17 protein-coding genes are annotated in these 16,414 nt (G+C 35.3%); 12 read left to right on the forward strand and 5 right to left on the reverse strand.

Features of this window, described 5'->3' with window-relative positions; all coding sequences use genetic code 11:
* Positions 1 to 19 precede the first annotated feature (19 nt).
* Positions 20 to 1,090 carry a hemolysin family protein gene (locus PZE06_RS12345; protein WP_150915870.1) on the forward strand — a complete coding sequence of 357 codons (1,071 nt, stop codon included), beginning with the start codon at positions 20 to 22 and terminating at the stop codon, positions 1,088 to 1,090.
* A gap of 343 nt (positions 1,091 to 1,433) precedes the next feature.
* Here PZE06_RS12345 and PZE06_RS12350 read toward each other — a convergent pair whose 3' ends face one another.
* Both PZE06_RS12350 and PZE06_RS30100 read right to left on the reverse strand, forming a co-directional pair.
* Positions 1,434 to 2,024 (reverse strand): DedA family protein, encoded by a 591-nt coding sequence (locus PZE06_RS12350; protein WP_483314061.1) that lies wholly within the window; start codon positions 2,022 to 2,024, stop codon positions 1,434 to 1,436.
* Between the two features lie 450 nt (positions 2,025 to 2,474).
* Positions 2,475 to 2,633 carry a Spo0E family sporulation regulatory protein-aspartic acid phosphatase gene (locus tag PZE06_RS30100; protein ID WP_150915869.1) on the reverse strand — a complete coding sequence of 53 codons (159 nt, stop codon included), beginning with the start codon at positions 2,631 to 2,633 and terminating at the stop codon, positions 2,475 to 2,477.
* A gap of 208 nt (positions 2,634 to 2,841) precedes the next feature.
* On the opposite strand from PZE06_RS30100, the gene PZE06_RS12355 reads away from it, so the two are divergent.
* From PZE06_RS12355 to PZE06_RS12365, 3 genes are all read left to right on the forward strand, one after another.
* A complete protein-coding gene (locus PZE06_RS12355) occupies positions 2,842 to 3,189 on the forward strand; it encodes a helix-turn-helix domain-containing protein (RefSeq protein ID WP_306421200.1) in 348 nt (115 codons plus the stop codon).
* A 194-nt stretch (positions 3,190 to 3,383) separates the two neighbouring features.
* Positions 3,384 to 3,767, forward strand: coding sequence for a nuclear transport factor 2 family protein (locus PZE06_RS12360; protein WP_150915868.1), 384 nt, complete (start codon positions 3,384 to 3,386; stop codon positions 3,765 to 3,767).
* A 246-nt stretch (positions 3,768 to 4,013) separates the two neighbouring features.
* A complete protein-coding gene (locus tag PZE06_RS12365) occupies positions 4,014 to 4,490 on the forward strand; it encodes a GNAT family N-acetyltransferase (RefSeq protein ID WP_150915867.1) in 477 nt (158 codons plus the stop codon).
* A 38-nt stretch (positions 4,491 to 4,528) separates the two neighbouring features.
* Here PZE06_RS12365 and PZE06_RS12370 read toward each other — a convergent pair whose 3' ends face one another.
* On the reverse strand, positions 4,529 to 5,086 hold the full coding sequence (locus PZE06_RS12370; RefSeq protein ID WP_150915866.1) for a nucleotidyltransferase family protein: 558 nt from the start codon (positions 5,084 to 5,086) through the stop codon (positions 4,529 to 4,531).
* Between the two features lie 305 nt (positions 5,087 to 5,391).
* Here PZE06_RS12370 and PZE06_RS12375 point away from each other — a divergent pair, with 305 nt between their 5' ends.
* From PZE06_RS12375 to ftsW, 4 genes are all read left to right on the forward strand, one after another.
* Positions 5,392 to 5,694 (forward strand): hypothetical protein, encoded by a 303-nt coding sequence (locus PZE06_RS12375; protein WP_150915865.1) that lies wholly within the window; start codon positions 5,392 to 5,394, stop codon positions 5,692 to 5,694.
* A 648-nt stretch (positions 5,695 to 6,342) separates the two neighbouring features.
* Positions 6,343 to 6,987, forward strand: coding sequence for a DUF1232 domain-containing protein (locus PZE06_RS12380; RefSeq protein WP_150915864.1), 645 nt, complete (start codon positions 6,343 to 6,345; stop codon positions 6,985 to 6,987).
* Positions 6,988 to 7,040: 53 nt separating this feature from the next.
* The gene (gene rodA / locus PZE06_RS12385; RefSeq protein WP_150915863.1) at positions 7,041 to 8,192 is read left to right on the forward strand and encodes a rod shape-determining protein RodA; all 1,152 of its coding nucleotides are present in this window, start codon (positions 7,041 to 7,043) and stop codon (positions 8,190 to 8,192) included.
* 22 nt (positions 8,193 to 8,214) lie between these two features.
* Complete coding sequence (gene ftsW, locus PZE06_RS12390) at positions 8,215 to 9,381, forward strand: putative lipid II flippase FtsW (RefSeq protein WP_150915862.1); 1,167 nt, start codon at positions 8,215 to 8,217, stop codon at positions 9,379 to 9,381.
* 82 nt (positions 9,382 to 9,463) lie between these two features.
* Here the strand turns inward: ftsW and PZE06_RS12395 are convergent, their stop codons facing one another.
* A complete protein-coding gene (locus PZE06_RS12395; RefSeq protein ID WP_150915861.1) occupies positions 9,464 to 10,396 on the reverse strand; it encodes an EamA family transporter in 933 nt (310 codons plus the stop codon).
* A gap of 122 nt (positions 10,397 to 10,518) precedes the next feature.
* Between PZE06_RS12395 and PZE06_RS12400 the strand changes: the two genes are divergently transcribed.
* The 4 genes from PZE06_RS12400 (at position 10,519) to PZE06_RS12415 (ending at position 13,991) form a co-directional block, all read left to right on the forward strand.
* A complete protein-coding gene (locus PZE06_RS12400) occupies positions 10,519 to 11,397 on the forward strand; it encodes a helix-turn-helix domain-containing protein (RefSeq protein ID WP_225315196.1) in 879 nt (292 codons plus the stop codon).
* A 149-nt stretch (positions 11,398 to 11,546) separates the two neighbouring features.
* Positions 11,547 to 12,086: a flavodoxin family protein gene (locus tag PZE06_RS12405; protein WP_150915859.1), complete on the forward strand. Its 540-nt coding sequence runs from the start codon at positions 11,547 to 11,549 to the stop codon at positions 12,084 to 12,086.
* A 372-nt stretch (positions 12,087 to 12,458) separates the two neighbouring features.
* On the forward strand, positions 12,459 to 13,004 hold the full coding sequence (locus PZE06_RS12410) for a GNAT family N-acetyltransferase (RefSeq protein WP_150915858.1): 546 nt from the start codon (positions 12,459 to 12,461) through the stop codon (positions 13,002 to 13,004).
* 360 nt (positions 13,005 to 13,364) lie between these two features.
* Positions 13,365 to 13,991, forward strand: a complete 627-nt coding sequence (locus PZE06_RS12415; protein WP_150915857.1) for a DJ-1/PfpI family protein — start codon at positions 13,365 to 13,367, stop codon at positions 13,989 to 13,991.
* Between the two features lie 290 nt (positions 13,992 to 14,281).
* Here PZE06_RS12415 and PZE06_RS12420 read toward each other — a convergent pair whose 3' ends face one another.
* Complete coding sequence (locus PZE06_RS12420; protein ID WP_150915856.1) at positions 14,282 to 16,180, reverse strand: endonuclease MutS2; 1,899 nt, start codon at positions 16,178 to 16,180, stop codon at positions 14,282 to 14,284.
* Between the last annotated feature and the right edge of the window lie 234 nt (positions 16,181 to 16,414).

Consider the following 16,414-nt stretch of genomic DNA (forward strand, 5'->3'; position numbering starts at 1 on the left):
CTCGGGGAGAGGGAAATAATTGGACGAATTGATAATAGTAAATTTGTTTTTGATTGCACTATTCATCCTGCTAACAGCATTCTTTGTTGGCGCGGAATTCGCTATTTTAAAGGTTAGAATGTCTAGAATTGATCAATTGATTTCTGAAGGAAATAAGAAGGCAAAGTTAGCAAAGAAAGTAGCAAAGGAACTGGATTATTACTTATCTGCTTGTCAGTTGGGAATTACTATTACAGCTCTTGTACTGGGTGCTTTAGGTGAACCAACTGTACAAAAAATATTACAACCTTTGTTTGAAGAGTTTCAGGTCCCAGTAACTGTTGCTACGATGCTTTCATATTTCATTGCATTATCTATAGTTTCACTTCTACACGTTGTGATTGGTGAGCTTGCTCCCAAAACATTAGCCATCCAATACGCAGAAAAAATGACGCTATTATTGGCGCCACCACTTTATTGGTTTGGACGAGTGATGGGACCAGTCATTCGGCTCCTAAATGGCTCTGCCAGACAGCTTCTTAAATTATTCGGTGTGAAGCCGTCAGGCCATGATTCGGTTCATTCTGAGGAAGAGTTAAAGCTGATTGTTGCTCAGAGCTATGAAGGTGGAGAAATCAATCAAACAGAGCTTGCTTATTTAAAAAATATTTTTGCATTTGATGAAAGACAGCTAAAGGATATTATGATTCCTAAGGCTGACATGATTACAATTGAGAAGCATCAATCTTTAGATGAAATGATTGAAGTGATTGATAAATATGATTATACACGTTATCCAGTAAATGATTTAAGTAATAAAGCAGAGGATTTTATAGGATTTATCAATACAAAGGAAATGCTTACAAGTATTGCCGCTGGAAGGAATGGTAAGATTGATGATTTCATCCACGAGATTCCGCGGTTTAAGCAATCAATTTCGATTAAGGATGTTTTTCTTAAGATGCAGCAAACCCGTACACACATGGCTATTGTGACGGATGAGAAAGGTGTTTGTATTGGTCTTGTTACGATGGAAGATATTTTATCTGAAATTGTTGGGGAAATACGGGATGAATTAGATGGGAATGAAATGTTGGCAACAACCATTTAACAAATAATAAAAAGAAGTGAGAATTTAGAGTAGAGATTGACGCAATTGAATAGCTCCCTTTTAGGAAGATGGATCAAAACTAATTTCCTTCGAGGGAGATTTTCTGTGGACAAACATAACAGCTTATCAGAATGATGATTGATATGGATGGTTCTTGAGAGTAAAATTTTATGTTTCCATTTATCAATGGGGAAATATGTTATGAATATAAGGAATTTTTGTAGCTGCAGTGGTGAGGGCATCCAAAAATGTCTAAACGGCTTTAGTCCCTTGAAATAGGACGCTAAAGCCGTTTTTAATTTTTGTATTCTTCCTCTGTCTTTTATGACAGGGTGAAGCTCAGTTATTGTGTGACAACTTTTCTTTTTTTTACAATCACCCATATGATGAATAAAGCAATGGGTATTAACAAATAGTTAGCATATTGTCCAAATAATTCACCAGCCTTTTCCCATTGAGGCCCAAGACTGTAGCCTAAATAAACATAAATTGCTGTAACTGGGAGCATGGCTAAGTAAGTATAAAAAATAAATTTCCACACGTTCATTCTCGCGATTCCACACGGAATGGAAATAGCTGTTCGAACACCTGGAACAAAACGTCCTAAAAAAGCTACACTTCCACCATGCTTTTCGAAAAATTGCTCTGACTTATCCAAATGCTCTTCTTTTAGGAGAAAGTATTTCCCGAATTTCAATATAGCTACTCGGCCCCCGTAACGGCCTAATGCATATAAAGTAAGCGGACCAAGTACACCACCGACTGAACCAGCAAAAATGGCTCCAAATAAATTTATATTACCTTCGTACACCCAATAACCAGCCAACGGTAGGACGAGTTCAGCGGGTACAAATTCAAATGTTAACGCAAGCATAATGCCAAAATACGATAGATCTTTAAAAGCCTCCATCATTTGCAAAATCAAAGTTTCCAATAAGGACTGCCTCCTTACACAATATTATAATTTGGAAAAAAGCAAACATATACTAGATAGAGGAAATCCTCTTTCTCCTTTGCATAGATTAGAGAGGCTTGTTTATGTTCACTAGAAATTTCGTCTATGTGCCTTACACAGTTTTTAAATTTCTTTATCATAAATAGGGTACTTTTATATTGAATCTCCTTTTCATTCATAAAGTCAATCAAAAAAGCTCAGGAAAAATAAACCTGATTTTGTTCCCTATAGATGACAGTTTTTTTATTTTTTGTATTCAAATTGATGGTGTTGATGGTGAGGGAGGGTTTTAATAGCGGAGAATAATCATTAATATTCTGAATATTAACTCTCTGTTTAAGAAATAGAAGAAACGACTTGAATGATGCTTTATTCGAAAAGCGTGTGCTTAGATTTTTTTAAGTGGGCTCACGTATTTCTTAAAAATAGTTACTTATTCTTTTGAATTTTGGATAATTCATTATGTATTCTATCAATTTTTCTGCTTAATTCTAGTACTTTCGAATGGTCTAATCCAAATATTCGTCCAAGCTTATTCATTTCTTTTCTAAGCATTTCAAATTCTTCTAGTAACTTTTTCTGATCCATGGTTGGTAAATTCCTTTCTTGGTCATAACATGCTCATAATGGCGACATTTAAACAGATCATTTTGCTAAGGTATAAAGATTTTCCCTTTTGTCTTTATTATAATACAAAAATAGTCCTTGTAAGAATAGAAATAGTAATATTGTCACTAAAAATGCCTGCACAGACTTCTCATGATTGTCTAAAATTTGGTTAAAGTGAAGGTGTTTTATGATGTATAATGATGATGTATCAACTGCAAAGTTACTTGGTTTTAGAATACGTGAGTTGCGAAAGCTACGTAAAATGACACAAGAGCAACTAGCCGAAGCAATTGATTCAACAGGAAGTTATGTAGGTCGTTTGGAGCGCGGGGAAACGAATGTACAATTACATACGCTAGAGAAAATAGCCGAGGCATTAGAGGTCAATGTATCAGCTTTATTTGACGAGGAATTGCAACAGGTTTTCAAAAATGAAGTGATTCGGGAAACGGTCTTATTGATGTCGGAGCAAAATGAAAGTCGGCAAAAGAAGGCATTGAATATTTTAAAGGAGCTCTACAAACCTGACTCCTAATGTGTACAAGTACTTAAATCAGCTTGAAAGGGAAGGATAGTCTTTATATAAGGGCTATCCTTCTTTTTTTGTCATCATACAAGGGAGAAATGTCTACAAAGTAACCTTATTCTTCTATTTCGGATTGGGGAAAGAGGAATTTCATCTATAAAGATAGAAGAACATGGTATCGATAAAAAAGAGGAGGATTAGTTATGATGACGAGGGAAAATGTGATCAGAAACTATTTTCAGTCGTGGATTAACAAGGATAGTTCAAAGCTGGATGAGACATTTTCTATAGATGCCGTGTACAGTGAATGCTATGGCCCCGAATATCATGGCGTAGAAATGATCAAGAAATGGTTTCATGATTGGAACAAAAAAGGTTCTGTTTTACAATGGGATATAAAACAATTTATTCATCAAGGCGATCTGACTGCTGTTGAATGGTATTTTAAGTGTGAGTATAACGGAAATGTTAGCGATTTTGATGGGGTTTCATTAGTGGAATTTAATATCGTCAACGAGATTGTAAATGTAAAGGAGTTCCAATCGGAGCTGCCCCATTATTGCCCTTACGAAATGATGGATGTTTAGTTTAATATAGGAATAGGGAAGCTTTAAGCTTGGAACTCTCTGTTTAACAATAGGCTGTGTTAAACAATACGGTTGTTTGTTTGACACTTTCGTTTCAAGTGCCTTTCAAAATTTGCTGAATGGTCTACGATTCCATGAAACAGTAGGGGCAAACGAGATTTTCTCCATCGTTTCATGGAACCAGAGAGAAGATGAGCTAAAAATCAACACAGACATCATAATGTTTGAAAAAAAGGAGATTTATATATGGATAAAATTAATACGCTCACATTAAAACATTATTCACATGAACATTTGGAAGCGTTGAATGCTTTTGAACTACCTGAAGAGCAAGCTCAGTTTACATCTTTGCCAAATCATTATCAGGAAATAACAGATGGACAGCATCGAATTGTCGTTCTTGAAAATCAAAAACCCGTTGGCTTCTTTTTATTACATACTACAAATAGGGTAAAGGAATTTTCAGAGAATCCACATGCTATGCTGCTGACTGCGTTGTCCATCAACTTTGTTGACCAAGGAAAAGGCTATGGAAAAGGTGCGATGTCACTATTAAAAGAGTTTGTTAACAAGGATTTCCCGAGCTGTAACGAAATTGTTCTTGCTGTTAATCACAAAAATATAGCTGCTCAGCAAATGTATCGTAAAGTCGGTTTTCAAGATACGGGTAGAAGGAAAATCGGTCCGATTGGTGAGCAATTTATTATGAGTTTAAAGATGTAATATCTACGGTTAACCAGTTGTTTTAGTAGTAAGAGGGCTTAAAGCACTGATGCCTTTAAAAGTGCCTTTACTCGTTCTTTAATTTCAAACGGCAATGGTTGCTTTAAGGCTTGTTTCAAAATTTGAGGATGTTTAACCCCTGAATTTTTTAGAAACTCTTCAATTAGCAGTGCTTTATTCTGCTTATTAGGGATCAACCAATATAAAATATACCAATCTTCTAATGAGCAGAGCGGGATACTTACTCCATTTATAGTTTTGCTATCAACAATTGAAAGACTATTGAAAGCCATTTTATAGATGCCCTCGTGATGTTGAATCGCAAATCCTCCCATTACATCAACATCCATATTTTCAATGAGATATTTGGAGAATGAGGTTGTCCGAAAGGGGTCGGTACTCACCGCTTCCTTACGCTGTCCGATAGTTGATAACATTTGATTCAATTTATATGTGCTGTTTTCCTCTACCAAAATATCAATATCATTTGGATTGTCCTCTAGATTATAAAAACTTAGTAAGAGTGAGCCGCCAAGTCCCCATGTTATCTTCTGATCAATTATTTTGCCACCAATTATTGATAACGTTTTTAGCACTTTTTATTCTCCTAACATTAATTTTCTGTACTCTCCTACTCAATATAACATCTTGAGATGAGTCTCTTGTAGTTTTTTTCATTTTTGTATGTATTATCATGCTCGTTTGTTTGGGTTAATAATAGTTTAGGGTCTTATTTATTGCCAAAATATATTTGAATTAATTATGAATAAAAGTTTAATTGTCCTAAATGGATAAATAGTTTTAATTGAGACCTCGCACAATATGTTAATATAAAGTGAAATTTACAAGAAATTCCCTTAAAATCATTGTCATTAAATTGGAATAAAAGGGGTAGATATAAATGAAGAAGTCATTACTAGAAATAATTCGTATTATATTCATTATGGCCTTTTTAGGTACTTTATTGGGCCTTGTACTTAGTAGTTTTTATTCATCATTCAATATAGAAACGGAAAAATATGGATGGATTGGAGGCGTTTCAATTCTTATAGTTATTTTTATTCTTTATAGAAATAAATTACAATTCAGCGGATGGTATAAGTCAAAGAACAATAAAAAGTTATCAAAATCATCATTCACTTTATTATCAATTTTCTCCATTTTGCTAGTATTGCTGCCGGTATTATTAAGTTATTTATACTAAAAAATAAGAAGTAAGTCTTCATATTTATGTTTAATAAATAAAGTACAGGACTTTGCATTTTATAATTGCAAAGCTCTACACTTATTTTGCAATACACATGAATATGAAGGAATTATTTTTGCTAAACCTAACTACTTAAAGCAGCTGCAGCAACGCCTAATACATTTCCACCACCACCATGCTTAATTTTTTGCGTTAGTAGTTGCATATGCTACTGAAGCAATGTATTTAAATGAATCATCAACTCTGCAATGGTTTTTACTTTTACAAGTAGCATTTAAATATTTATTCTGTACTATACCTACATAGCTGCCCCCACTACCGAATAATCCAAAAGCGACATGTCTAGTTCCTCGAGAGATTCTTTTGTAATCGTAGTAGCAATGTTTCCTCCAAGCTATGATTGACAATTCCAATATCGGCCCAAATTTTTCCGATTACATAACCTCCAATAGTATCATCCGATCGTTCGTTCTGCAATCAATTGCCAATAACGCTATTTTAGTGGATTCTTAAGTCTTAATTCTTGTAAGTAACGGGATAACTCTAGTTCTATACGAGTTATTGTTGACAAAATGCGACAAATGTTGACAAAGTGTCAACACGAAGATATATTGAAACAAAGAAAGAAGAAGGGAATATTAGATTATGGTTAAGGTAGATAGAGATAATAATGGACTTTGCCAGCTTTTAAAAGAGATGATGGAAGAACGTTCATGGTCGCTGCGAAAATTGAGTGAGTCAACAAAAATTGATAAAGCGACGATTTCGAAAATAATGAATGGGAAAAGAAAGGCGAATTTAACACATTTACAAAGATTCGCAGAGAGTTTTGAAGTGCCATTACAAAGATTCCTTTCAGCTGCTGGATATGCAGTTGAGAAAAAGGACAACAAAATGTTAAGGGACTATCAATTGACATTGGAAACAATGCTGCCATTTTTTGAAGGCAATCAAGTGTCGAAAAAAAGTTTAACGGTAGAGGAGATTGAACGGGAACTAGCAAAATATGAGCAATTTGCGCAAACAAAAGAGGGAGAAGACACGATTGTGCGCATGTTCACGGAAAAGCTTAAAAAGGTCGATAGCATCGGGCCAGCGATTAACCACCTAAAAGACTTTTATGAACAATTTCGTTTAAAAAAAGGGTCGGTGAAAGAACTTTCATGGATTGGTGGAGCCTTACTGTATTTTATTTTGACTTTAGACTGCATTCCAGATTATTTATTTCCAATTGGCTATTTGGATGATGCGATCGCAGTCCAGGTTGTATTAACAATATTAAAAAAATAGCGAATGATAGATTAAGATTTTCATAGACAATAGCAAGATCGAAAGGAGAGAGTATGGAACGAAAAGAGCCACAAATTGATTCACAACTATTATTTATTTTATTCGGACTATTTATTTTTAGTTTGGTTGTTGTTTATAGTGCTTCAGGCCAATACCAGGTAGATGACCCATTTTATTACGTCAAGAGGCAAGTGGTTTGGTATATTATTGGTTTTATTGCGATGACAGTAGTAATGCACTTTGATTACGAGTTGTTAGAGAAATGGGCTCTCCCATTATATGCGGTCGGATTAGGGTTATTGCTGTTAGTTCATTTTTTTGGAACATTAAAAAATGGTTCGCAACGCTGGATAAGCTTCGGTTTCTTTGAACTTCAGCCGTCAGAGTTTATGAAGCTCTTTTTAGTCCTTTTGCTAGCTTATTATTTAAGCAGAGTGGGGGAAAAAAGTTTAACGTTTATGCAAAGCATTCCAATAACTTTGAAGTTACTCTCTTTCACGATCGTCCCCTTTTTTCTCATTTTAATTCAGCCTGATTTAGGTTCTGCGCTAGTAATTGCTGCTGTACTATTTACATTAATTGGTGTCTCCGCTATTTCCTATAAAATAATGCTCCTGTTATTATCTGGATTTGCCGCTTTAATTACTTGTTTAGTTTACCTGCATAATCATTTCTTTGATATTTTCATTAAAATCATTAAACCGCATCAACTTGAAAGAATATACGGCTGGTTAAGCCTGGAGAATTTTTCGTCGAGCTATGGTTATCAGTTGACTCAATCTATGCTTGGGATTGGTTCAGGGCAAATAACAGGTTCAGGGTTTAATCAGGGTAGCCAAGTCCAAAGTGGCAGGATACCGGAGGTTCATACCGATTTTATTTTTGCTGTTATAGGGGAGGAGTTTGGATTCGTCGGTGCCTCAATTTTAATTTGTTTATATTTGCTGCTAATCTTTCGAATGGTTCATATTGCTTTACGTGCTAATACATTATTTGCTGTCTATATTATTGCGGGTATTATTGGTTTAATTGCCTTTCAGGTATTCCAAAATATCTCCATGACAATAGGGTTGATGCCGATAACCGGACTGGCATTGCCGTTTATCAGTTATGGGGGAAGTGCCCTTCTCACGAATATGATCGGTCTTGGGCTGGTGTTAAGCGTGCATAAAAGGTCAAAGCATTACATGTTTAGTAAAAAATAGATGCGGTTCTGTAGGTGATGGCATGATTTTTAGAACGCTTAAAAAGTTCGATTATATTTTGATTATCACCACAATCATAATGTGCCTCTTTGGTTTAGTCATGGTTTATAGTGCTAGTTATCCGTTAGCGCTGGAGAATTATGGCGATGAGAGATATTTTTTTTCGAGACAGCTTAAATCTTTCGCTATTGGCATTACCTTGTTTGCGGTGCTGGCTTTTATTCCGCATCAGGTTTATAAAAACCTTAGCCCGCTCTTTGTGGTTGCTTCGCTCATGCTCCTAGTCATGGTGTTAATTCCCAGTGTTGGAGTCGAAAGAAATTACTCTCAAAGATGGGTGAGAATCGGTTCTTTTATGTTTCAACCGTCAGAAGTGGTGAAGCTTGGGATGATTCTGTATTTTGCTGCTATTTATGCAAAGAAACAGAGGTATATTACTGATTTTCGTAAGGGTGTATTGCCGCCATTGCTGATTTTAGCTTTCGTTTGTATGTTGATTCTACTACAGCCAGATTTAGGCACCGCTACGTCACTTCTTCTTGCCTGTGGAGTGATTATCGTCTGTTCAGGAGTTCGATTTATCCATCTTTTATTTTTAGGTGGCATTGCGGTTTTGGGTGTTGGTTATTTTGCTTTCAGTGAGACCTATCGCTTAAAGCGGCTGCTCTCGTTTCGAAATCCTTTTGCTGATGCCTCCGGTGATGGGTATCAATTGATTAATTCCTATTTTGCCATTGCCAACGGTGGAATAAGTGGAACCGGGATAGGTAATAGTGTGCAAAAATTCGGCTATCTTCCAGAAGCACATACAGATTTCATCATGGCGGTAATTATTGAAGAGCTTGGACTTATTGGCCTTTGTGTCGTCTTGATTTCGTATTTTGTTATCATGTACCGCGGTTTACGGATCGGATTAAAAACGGAGGATCCCTTTTCTAGGCTGCTAGCTATTGGCTTAACCTTTCAAATGATGATTCAAGCCTTCTTTAATTTAGGAGCTGTGTCGGGATTGCTACCAATTACAGGAATTACCTTGCCCTTTGTTAGTTACGGAGGTTCTTCGTTAATTATGCTGATGATTTCAATGGGAATTTTAGTCAATATTTCTACGAGCCATACTAGAAATTCTCCGAGATCCTCTGCGAAAAGCAGTCGTTATCAAATTGGTGCTGTGAAAAACTCTGACTGATTAAACTAGTACAGCTTTTAGCACCTAAATAGAAGTATATTGCAGCTATTTAGGTGCTAATGGTATTCCGCATTAGCTGACCTTAAGCGGTTCGCTTTTCGGAGGGGGTCTGTTTATTGGCAGTCCCGTTTTCTTTCAAGGATAATAAGATGATCATTCCAATAATGCATGCTGTACCACCCCATTGGAAAGTTCCAAAAGGTTCTTTAAGCCAAAACACCGTAGTGATAACAGCAGCTAATGGCTCAACGCTGCCTAAAAGGCTCGTCTCTTTAGGAGACAGACTTTTGAGGCTTTCGATATAAAACCAAAAGGCAAGCATGGTACCAAATAGGATTACAAAGAACAAGTACACATAGGCCTCAACAGGTAAGTTCAATAGATCGATCCGCCAAGGGGGGTGGATAAAACTCAAGGCAAAACTGCCGATAATCATCGCCCACCCAACAATGACGAGTGAATCAAATTGTTTGAGGAGCGATGCTGCATATAAGGTATAGAATGCAAGAGCGACTCCAGATAATATTCCCCAGACAATCGCTGGCAACGGTACAGATAATTGCGAAAGGGTGCCATTTGTTAATAAGAAAAAGGTTCCGATTAATGCGAGGGAAACAGTCAGAAAATCTCTCCGTGTTAACACGGTTTGTTTGCGAACAATTAAGTAGATGATGATCATAACCGGTGCTAAATATTGTAAGAGAGTTGCTACTGCCGCATTTCCGTGTTTTATGGAAGCCATATATGTATATTGGACTGCAAGCATGCCAAGTAAACCGAAGATCACTAATTGAATCGCTATTTTTCTGTTTTTCCATACAGCAAAAATTTGCGACCGTCCTTTACTAAAAAATTGAATAAATAAAAGCAATAATCCTGCTATCAGCAATCGGGTCGTTACGAGCCAATTTACTTCAATTTGATATTGTTGAAAAAGCTTTTGCGAAACTGTACCACCGATTCCCCAAAATATTGCGCCTGTTATGACAAGTAATATTCCCTGCCATCTATTCATTTTTTTCTCCACCTTCAATATAAAAATAGTGCTACAATATACTCAATAATAAGCTTTAAACCCTTAAAAAAATACAAAAATCGAATGTAAAAATATAAATATATTGAGGTTATGCGATGCAAATTAAGAATTTTAAGATCGATGGCACTTTAAAAGAATTAACGGAGCATCGAATGCGTGAATTACCACTGGCATGCTATGAAACTACGATTCACGATAATATCCATGGATATATACCGCTACATTGGCATAATGAGTTTCAATTTGTTTACCTTGTCAAAGGGGAAGCCATTTTTCAAATTAATGAGATAAATATCAAGGTTGAAAAAGGAGAAGGTCTCTTTATTAATAGTGGTTGTGTCCATATGGCAAGAGAGGAGAATAATTCTGGCTGCACCTATATTTGTTTAAATGTCGCTCCTAATTTCGTTTTATCCCAAGAACTTTATACAACTCTCGTCGCACCATATGTCGAAGCTACTAATATCCCATTTTTACACTTGCTTCCAACTCAGCTTTGGGCCAATAATATATTGACTTCCATTTTGAAGATCAATCAAATAATAAAAAGCTACCCGCCATTCTTTGAGATCGACATATGTACGCAGCTTGCATTCATTTGGAAAAATCTCATTATGAATGGAATTCCATTAGAATACGAACAGAAAGAAATGCGAAAGAATCAACGAATAAAGCAGATGCTAAATTGGATTCATCTTCACTATGATGAAAAGATTCTTTTAGATGATATCGCCGAAGCAGGAAAGATAAGCCGTTCCGAATGTTGCCGTTATTTCAAACGAATGTTAAATACAACGCCGTTAACTTATGTGAGTGATTATCGGATTCAAAAAAGTTTAATTCTACTGCAGCAACCGGATTCTAATGTTACTGACGTGGCATATCAGGTGGGATTTAACAGCACAAGTTATTTCATTGAAAAATTTCGTAAATGGATGCATATGACCCCATTAGCATATAAAAAATTGAAAAATCATTGAACATTGAAAGCGTTGAGTTGTGGATGATTTTGTTTATCTATTTAGCCGTCAGCAAAGAAAGTCGTTTTTTTTCCTTTCTGATAAGAACTTGTTACAATGATATTAGATATTTTTTACAAATTTATGCTCAACATGAAAGGACGGATCATATGTCGATAGCGGTGATTTACGGTGGTGCACGGCAGAACGGAAATACAGAGCAACTAACTGAATATGTGATTGAAGGATTGCAGAGTGAGAAATTTTATTTGCGTGATTATCATATTCTTCCAATCGACGATCAACGTCATTCTGAAAGGGGCTTTCAAGATCTAGGAGATGACTATAATAGTGTTATTAAACGGGTCATGGCACATGATGTTCTGATTTTTGCCACTCCGATTTATTGGTACACGATGTCTGGTCTTATGAAGAATTTTGTCGATCGCTGGACTGAAACGTTGAGAGATTCTGAGTTCCCCCAGTTCCGTCAAGAAATGGGAAGCAAGAAAGCTTTCCTGATTGCCGTGGGTGGTGATGAACCACATATGAAAGGTTTACCCCTAGTTCTTTCGTTTCAGCATATAATGGGTTATTTTGGTGGGAAATTGGATGGTTATATTTTAGGAAAGGGAAGTAAACCAGGAGAGATCTTACATGATAATGCTGCCTTGACAGCAGCTGAGCAATTACGCAAGAAATTGAGCTAGGACGGGAAATAGTTTAGAACGAACTGTCTGAAAGTTCCGATCTAAAAAAGCAAATGAAGAAAATAACTCATTTTTCTTCATTTGTTTTTTATTAGACATAACTATACAAAATGATTCTATACAGGAACGTAATGGTTTATGGCGCTATGGCAGTTTGGCTATTTAATGTATTGGCCTTGTTAAATAGAATTGTTGTTAAAATGAGCCAAAACTCAACACCGACATTTAACAGAGCCAATGTATTAAATAATTACTCAATACAAAAATGTATATTTAAAATAATCGTCAAGCGATTGCTAATTGTATTAACGAATAGGGTTGGGTTTAGGTTTGTGTTAGTAAAATTCTTTTTCGGTTTGGGAAGGGGTCAAAATGAATATGGCAGAGGAAATCATAATTACTCCATTAAAAAATGAATTAATTGATGACCTCAATAAAACAAATGATGATTTTAAAGTGTTTGGTAAGGTTGTACCCAGTTTTCAATCAGGAAAATGGTCTTTTGAAGAGAATCTATTCGATGAAACGAAAGAAATTCGTTTCCCAGATGATAAACTCGATTGGAGCCAATATATAAACCGGGAAGATAAGGCTCTTTTTTTAGCCTATAAGAATAATCATTGCATTGGGCAAATTAGAATCATTAAAGATTGGAATCGCTTCTGTTATATTGAAAATATCGCGACCAAAAAAGAATTTAGAGGATATGGAATCGGGAAGTTGCTCTTAACTAAAGCGGAAGAGTGGGCAAAACAAAGAAAGCTTATCGGAATGTCTCTAGAGGCTCAAGATGATAATCTTGGAGCATGCAGATTTTATGTGAAACAAGGATTCATCCTAGGTGGAGTTGACACAATGAAACAGTCCTATAATCCAAATATAGGAACCACTTTGTATTGGTATAAGTTATTCAAGTAACGGGTGCAATCGTTTAATGGAGCAACCAGTTATTAAAACAAGTTGCTTAATAGAGTATTTCTTTATTCTAACCAGATCGTCGAATAGCTTACTTTCGATGATAAAATTTCAATAAAAAAAGTTTAACAAAAAACAAAATGGTACTTTAACCAGAAAAGGGTCTATTATAATTAAGGCTGTCTTATTACGGAACTTCAGATATAAAATGTGCAGATCGGTAGAATGATAAATTTAATTTTTCTGTAAATTAGTAGTAGATACTATTAGTAAGTGATATAATCGTTATCACGGGAGAATGAATAGCTTATTTCTACTGTGCACTATAACACCAAAAATATATCTCCTAAAGGAAGATTCAAAATGAGAAAACGAAAAGTTGGGATTTTACTATATGATTATGTAGACATTTTAGACTTTTCTGGTCCTGCTGAAGTGTTGGCACTTACGGCTAATAATAAAGTTGAACAAGCGCTAAGCTTATATAAAAAGGAGTTATTACCTACGAGACCTTTTGAAGTGTATACAATTGCGGAAACAGAAGTAGAGATAAAAACACATTCTGGGATAAAAGTTAAACCCGATTACAGTATTGATAATAGTCCCGAATTAGATATCTTAATTATTCCAGGTGGCCCGTTGAGGGCAGTACAATCTATCGTTAAAAATTCCAAGATAATAGATTGGATAATTAAACATGAAAACATTGATTACATATGTACAGTATGTACAGGAGCCTATATTTTGGGAGAAACAGGTTTACTAGATGGAAAGAATGCAACAACCCATCATTTAGCTTTAAAACTATTAAAAGATAAATATCCAAAAATTCAAGTGTTATCAGATATAAAGGTTGTACATGATGGAAACATCATTTCTTCAGGTGGTGTCTCCTCAGGGATAAATATGGCACTGTATCTTGTAGAAAAAATTATGGGAAGAGCTACTGCTGAAAGAACATGTAAAACGATAGAATTTACATATCACTAAAACATATTTCCAGTTTTCACTAACGGGTGCTTTAGTAAGATAAGATCCATAATCAGAAAGCCCTTCAATAGACACCCATTGGGTTGTTGAAGGGCTTTTTTAGATACAAAAAGCTATTACAATTCATGGATTAAATGCCCAATAAACGTAATAAGAGCTTTTAATAATTGAGCCTTTCTATATAAAAGGGCTCTTTTTGTTTGCCGGCATGTTTACGAGCTAGGTACCATGTCGACTTCTAACGTGTACATCCTTTAAAAATAAATCCTCTGTTATGCCTTTCTTTTTATTTACTTATCTTTTCGTATTTCTCTATGAATTTTACGAAGTGCTTTCTTTGAACCTCGTTCAATATCATGATTTAGTTTTCTGGTTTTATAATCAATGAATAAAGTGTCTAAATCATAGCCCTCTGGATATAATTCTGTAGCTTTTAATTCTAAAGACAGTCGTTTTTCATTTATCTCAATAAATTGATTTTGATAAAACACAGTAACGTTATAGTACTTGTCCCTTTCTTTGTACACAATTCCGAAGTCGTCATAGTCAAGTAGTTTGACACGATCCCCTTTTTGGTAATTGATAATATTCTCTGCTTTTTCAACAATTATATTTGGCTTTCTGATTTTGCTTTCAGTTAGTTGTTCCAATCGATATTCTTTCTTTTTCATATAATCTTCGGCTCTTTTTAGAACATTTTCCGGAATGTTCATTCTCCGTGAGATCCATAATGCATTACTATCTCCGGATTTTCCGATGAGAAGCTTATATAATGGTTCCAATGTTTCATTATCAAATTGCATGGCAGCGTTCATAAAATCACTATGCATTTCGGAAAAACGTTTTATTTCTCCATAATGCGTTGTGGCAACAGTCATACATCCTTTTAGATAAAACTCTTCTAATAGGGAGATTGCTAAAGCTGCCCCTTCGTTTGGTTCTGTTCCACTGCCAATCTCATCAAATAGTAAAAGTGTATTGTTGTTAACCGATTGAAGTATCTCTGATATGTTTTTCATATGTGAAGAGAATGTACTTAGTGCATTTTCTAAACTCTGATTGTCACCGATATCTACAAAAATATGGTCAAATACTGCAATTTCCGTTTCTTTTGAAGCTGTAATATGGAACCCGGACATAGTAGCTAAAGTAACAAGACCAATTGTCTTCAGTACAATTGTTTTTCCTCCTGCATTAGGTCCAGTAATGATCAAGCTTCGATAACTGCCTCCAATCTGAAATTGAAGGGGAACAACATGACCTGATAATAATGGATGCTTGCAATTGATTAAGTTCATCTTTCCAAAATTATTGATTTTTGGCTCAATTCCATCAACATGCTTGCTGTATTTAGCTTTGGCAAAAGTCATATCGTAAAGGGAGATAAGCTCGATATTAATTTTAATAAGCTGGAGATTTTCTGTCACTAGCCCCGTTAAAGTGGCTAGTATTTGATATTCCAACATAGCCTCTTCAGATTTTAAAGTTGCTAATTCACCACTTAATTTTCCGACCACATTAAGTTCCATAAAGACTGTCGAACCTTTAGAAGATATTTCAATAACGGTTCCCAGTACTTGATTTTTGTATGAGGCTTTTATAGGTATTGTATAACGGTCATCTTTTATACAAATCATGAATTCCTGAATATATTTTCTATTTACGCTGCTATTTAAGAATTTATTTAAACGATCTTTTATTTTTTGTTCAGTAGTTGTGATATGGCCTCGAATACGTTTAAGTTCTTTGCTGGCGGACGAGTCAACCTGATTGTTTTTTATCGATAAATTAATTTCCTCCTCAATCTCCATGAATTCTGTCATGGAATTAGCATAGGACGCTAATGTAGGTGCAGAAAATTCTTTATTGGCCATGAAATGTTTAATTTTTCGGCATCCTCGTAAAAAGTCGGAAATACTTAAAAGCTCTGCTGGATCTAAAATGATGCCTTTTTCTAATTTTGCGATAATGTGTTCAATGTTAAAAACACCTATAAATGGTACGTTTCCTCCTGCATCAAGAATAACCCGTGCTTCAGATGTTTCGGTTAAGCGCTGCTTGACAATTTTTAAGTTAGAGCTAGGCAGTAATTTATCAATTAGTTGTTTGCCTAATCCACTAATGCAATAATTTTTTACGATCTCTTTTAATTCGTTGAATTGTAATTTTTCAAAAGTATTTTTATTCATGTATTTACTCTCCTCAATGTGATTAATTTATCAGCAATGAAGATACCTAACGGCAGGATTTCAATGAGTTGTTAACAAATAAAAAAAGCTGAGGTAGATACCTCAGCTCAGTTTGTCGACAAAAGGGGTTCGGAATGGTCACATTCCGAACCCCTTTTAATGATTTTCTTAAGTTTTTCCCTATTTTGAGGTATTTTGACCTCTTCTTAATCTCATCTACTAGGCCATTTCTGG

The organism is Robertmurraya sp. DFI.2.37 (assembly GCF_029211245.1).
In the GTDB taxonomy this organism is placed as follows: domain Bacteria; phylum Bacillota; class Bacilli; order Bacillales; family Cytobacillaceae; genus Robertmurraya; species Robertmurraya methanolica_A.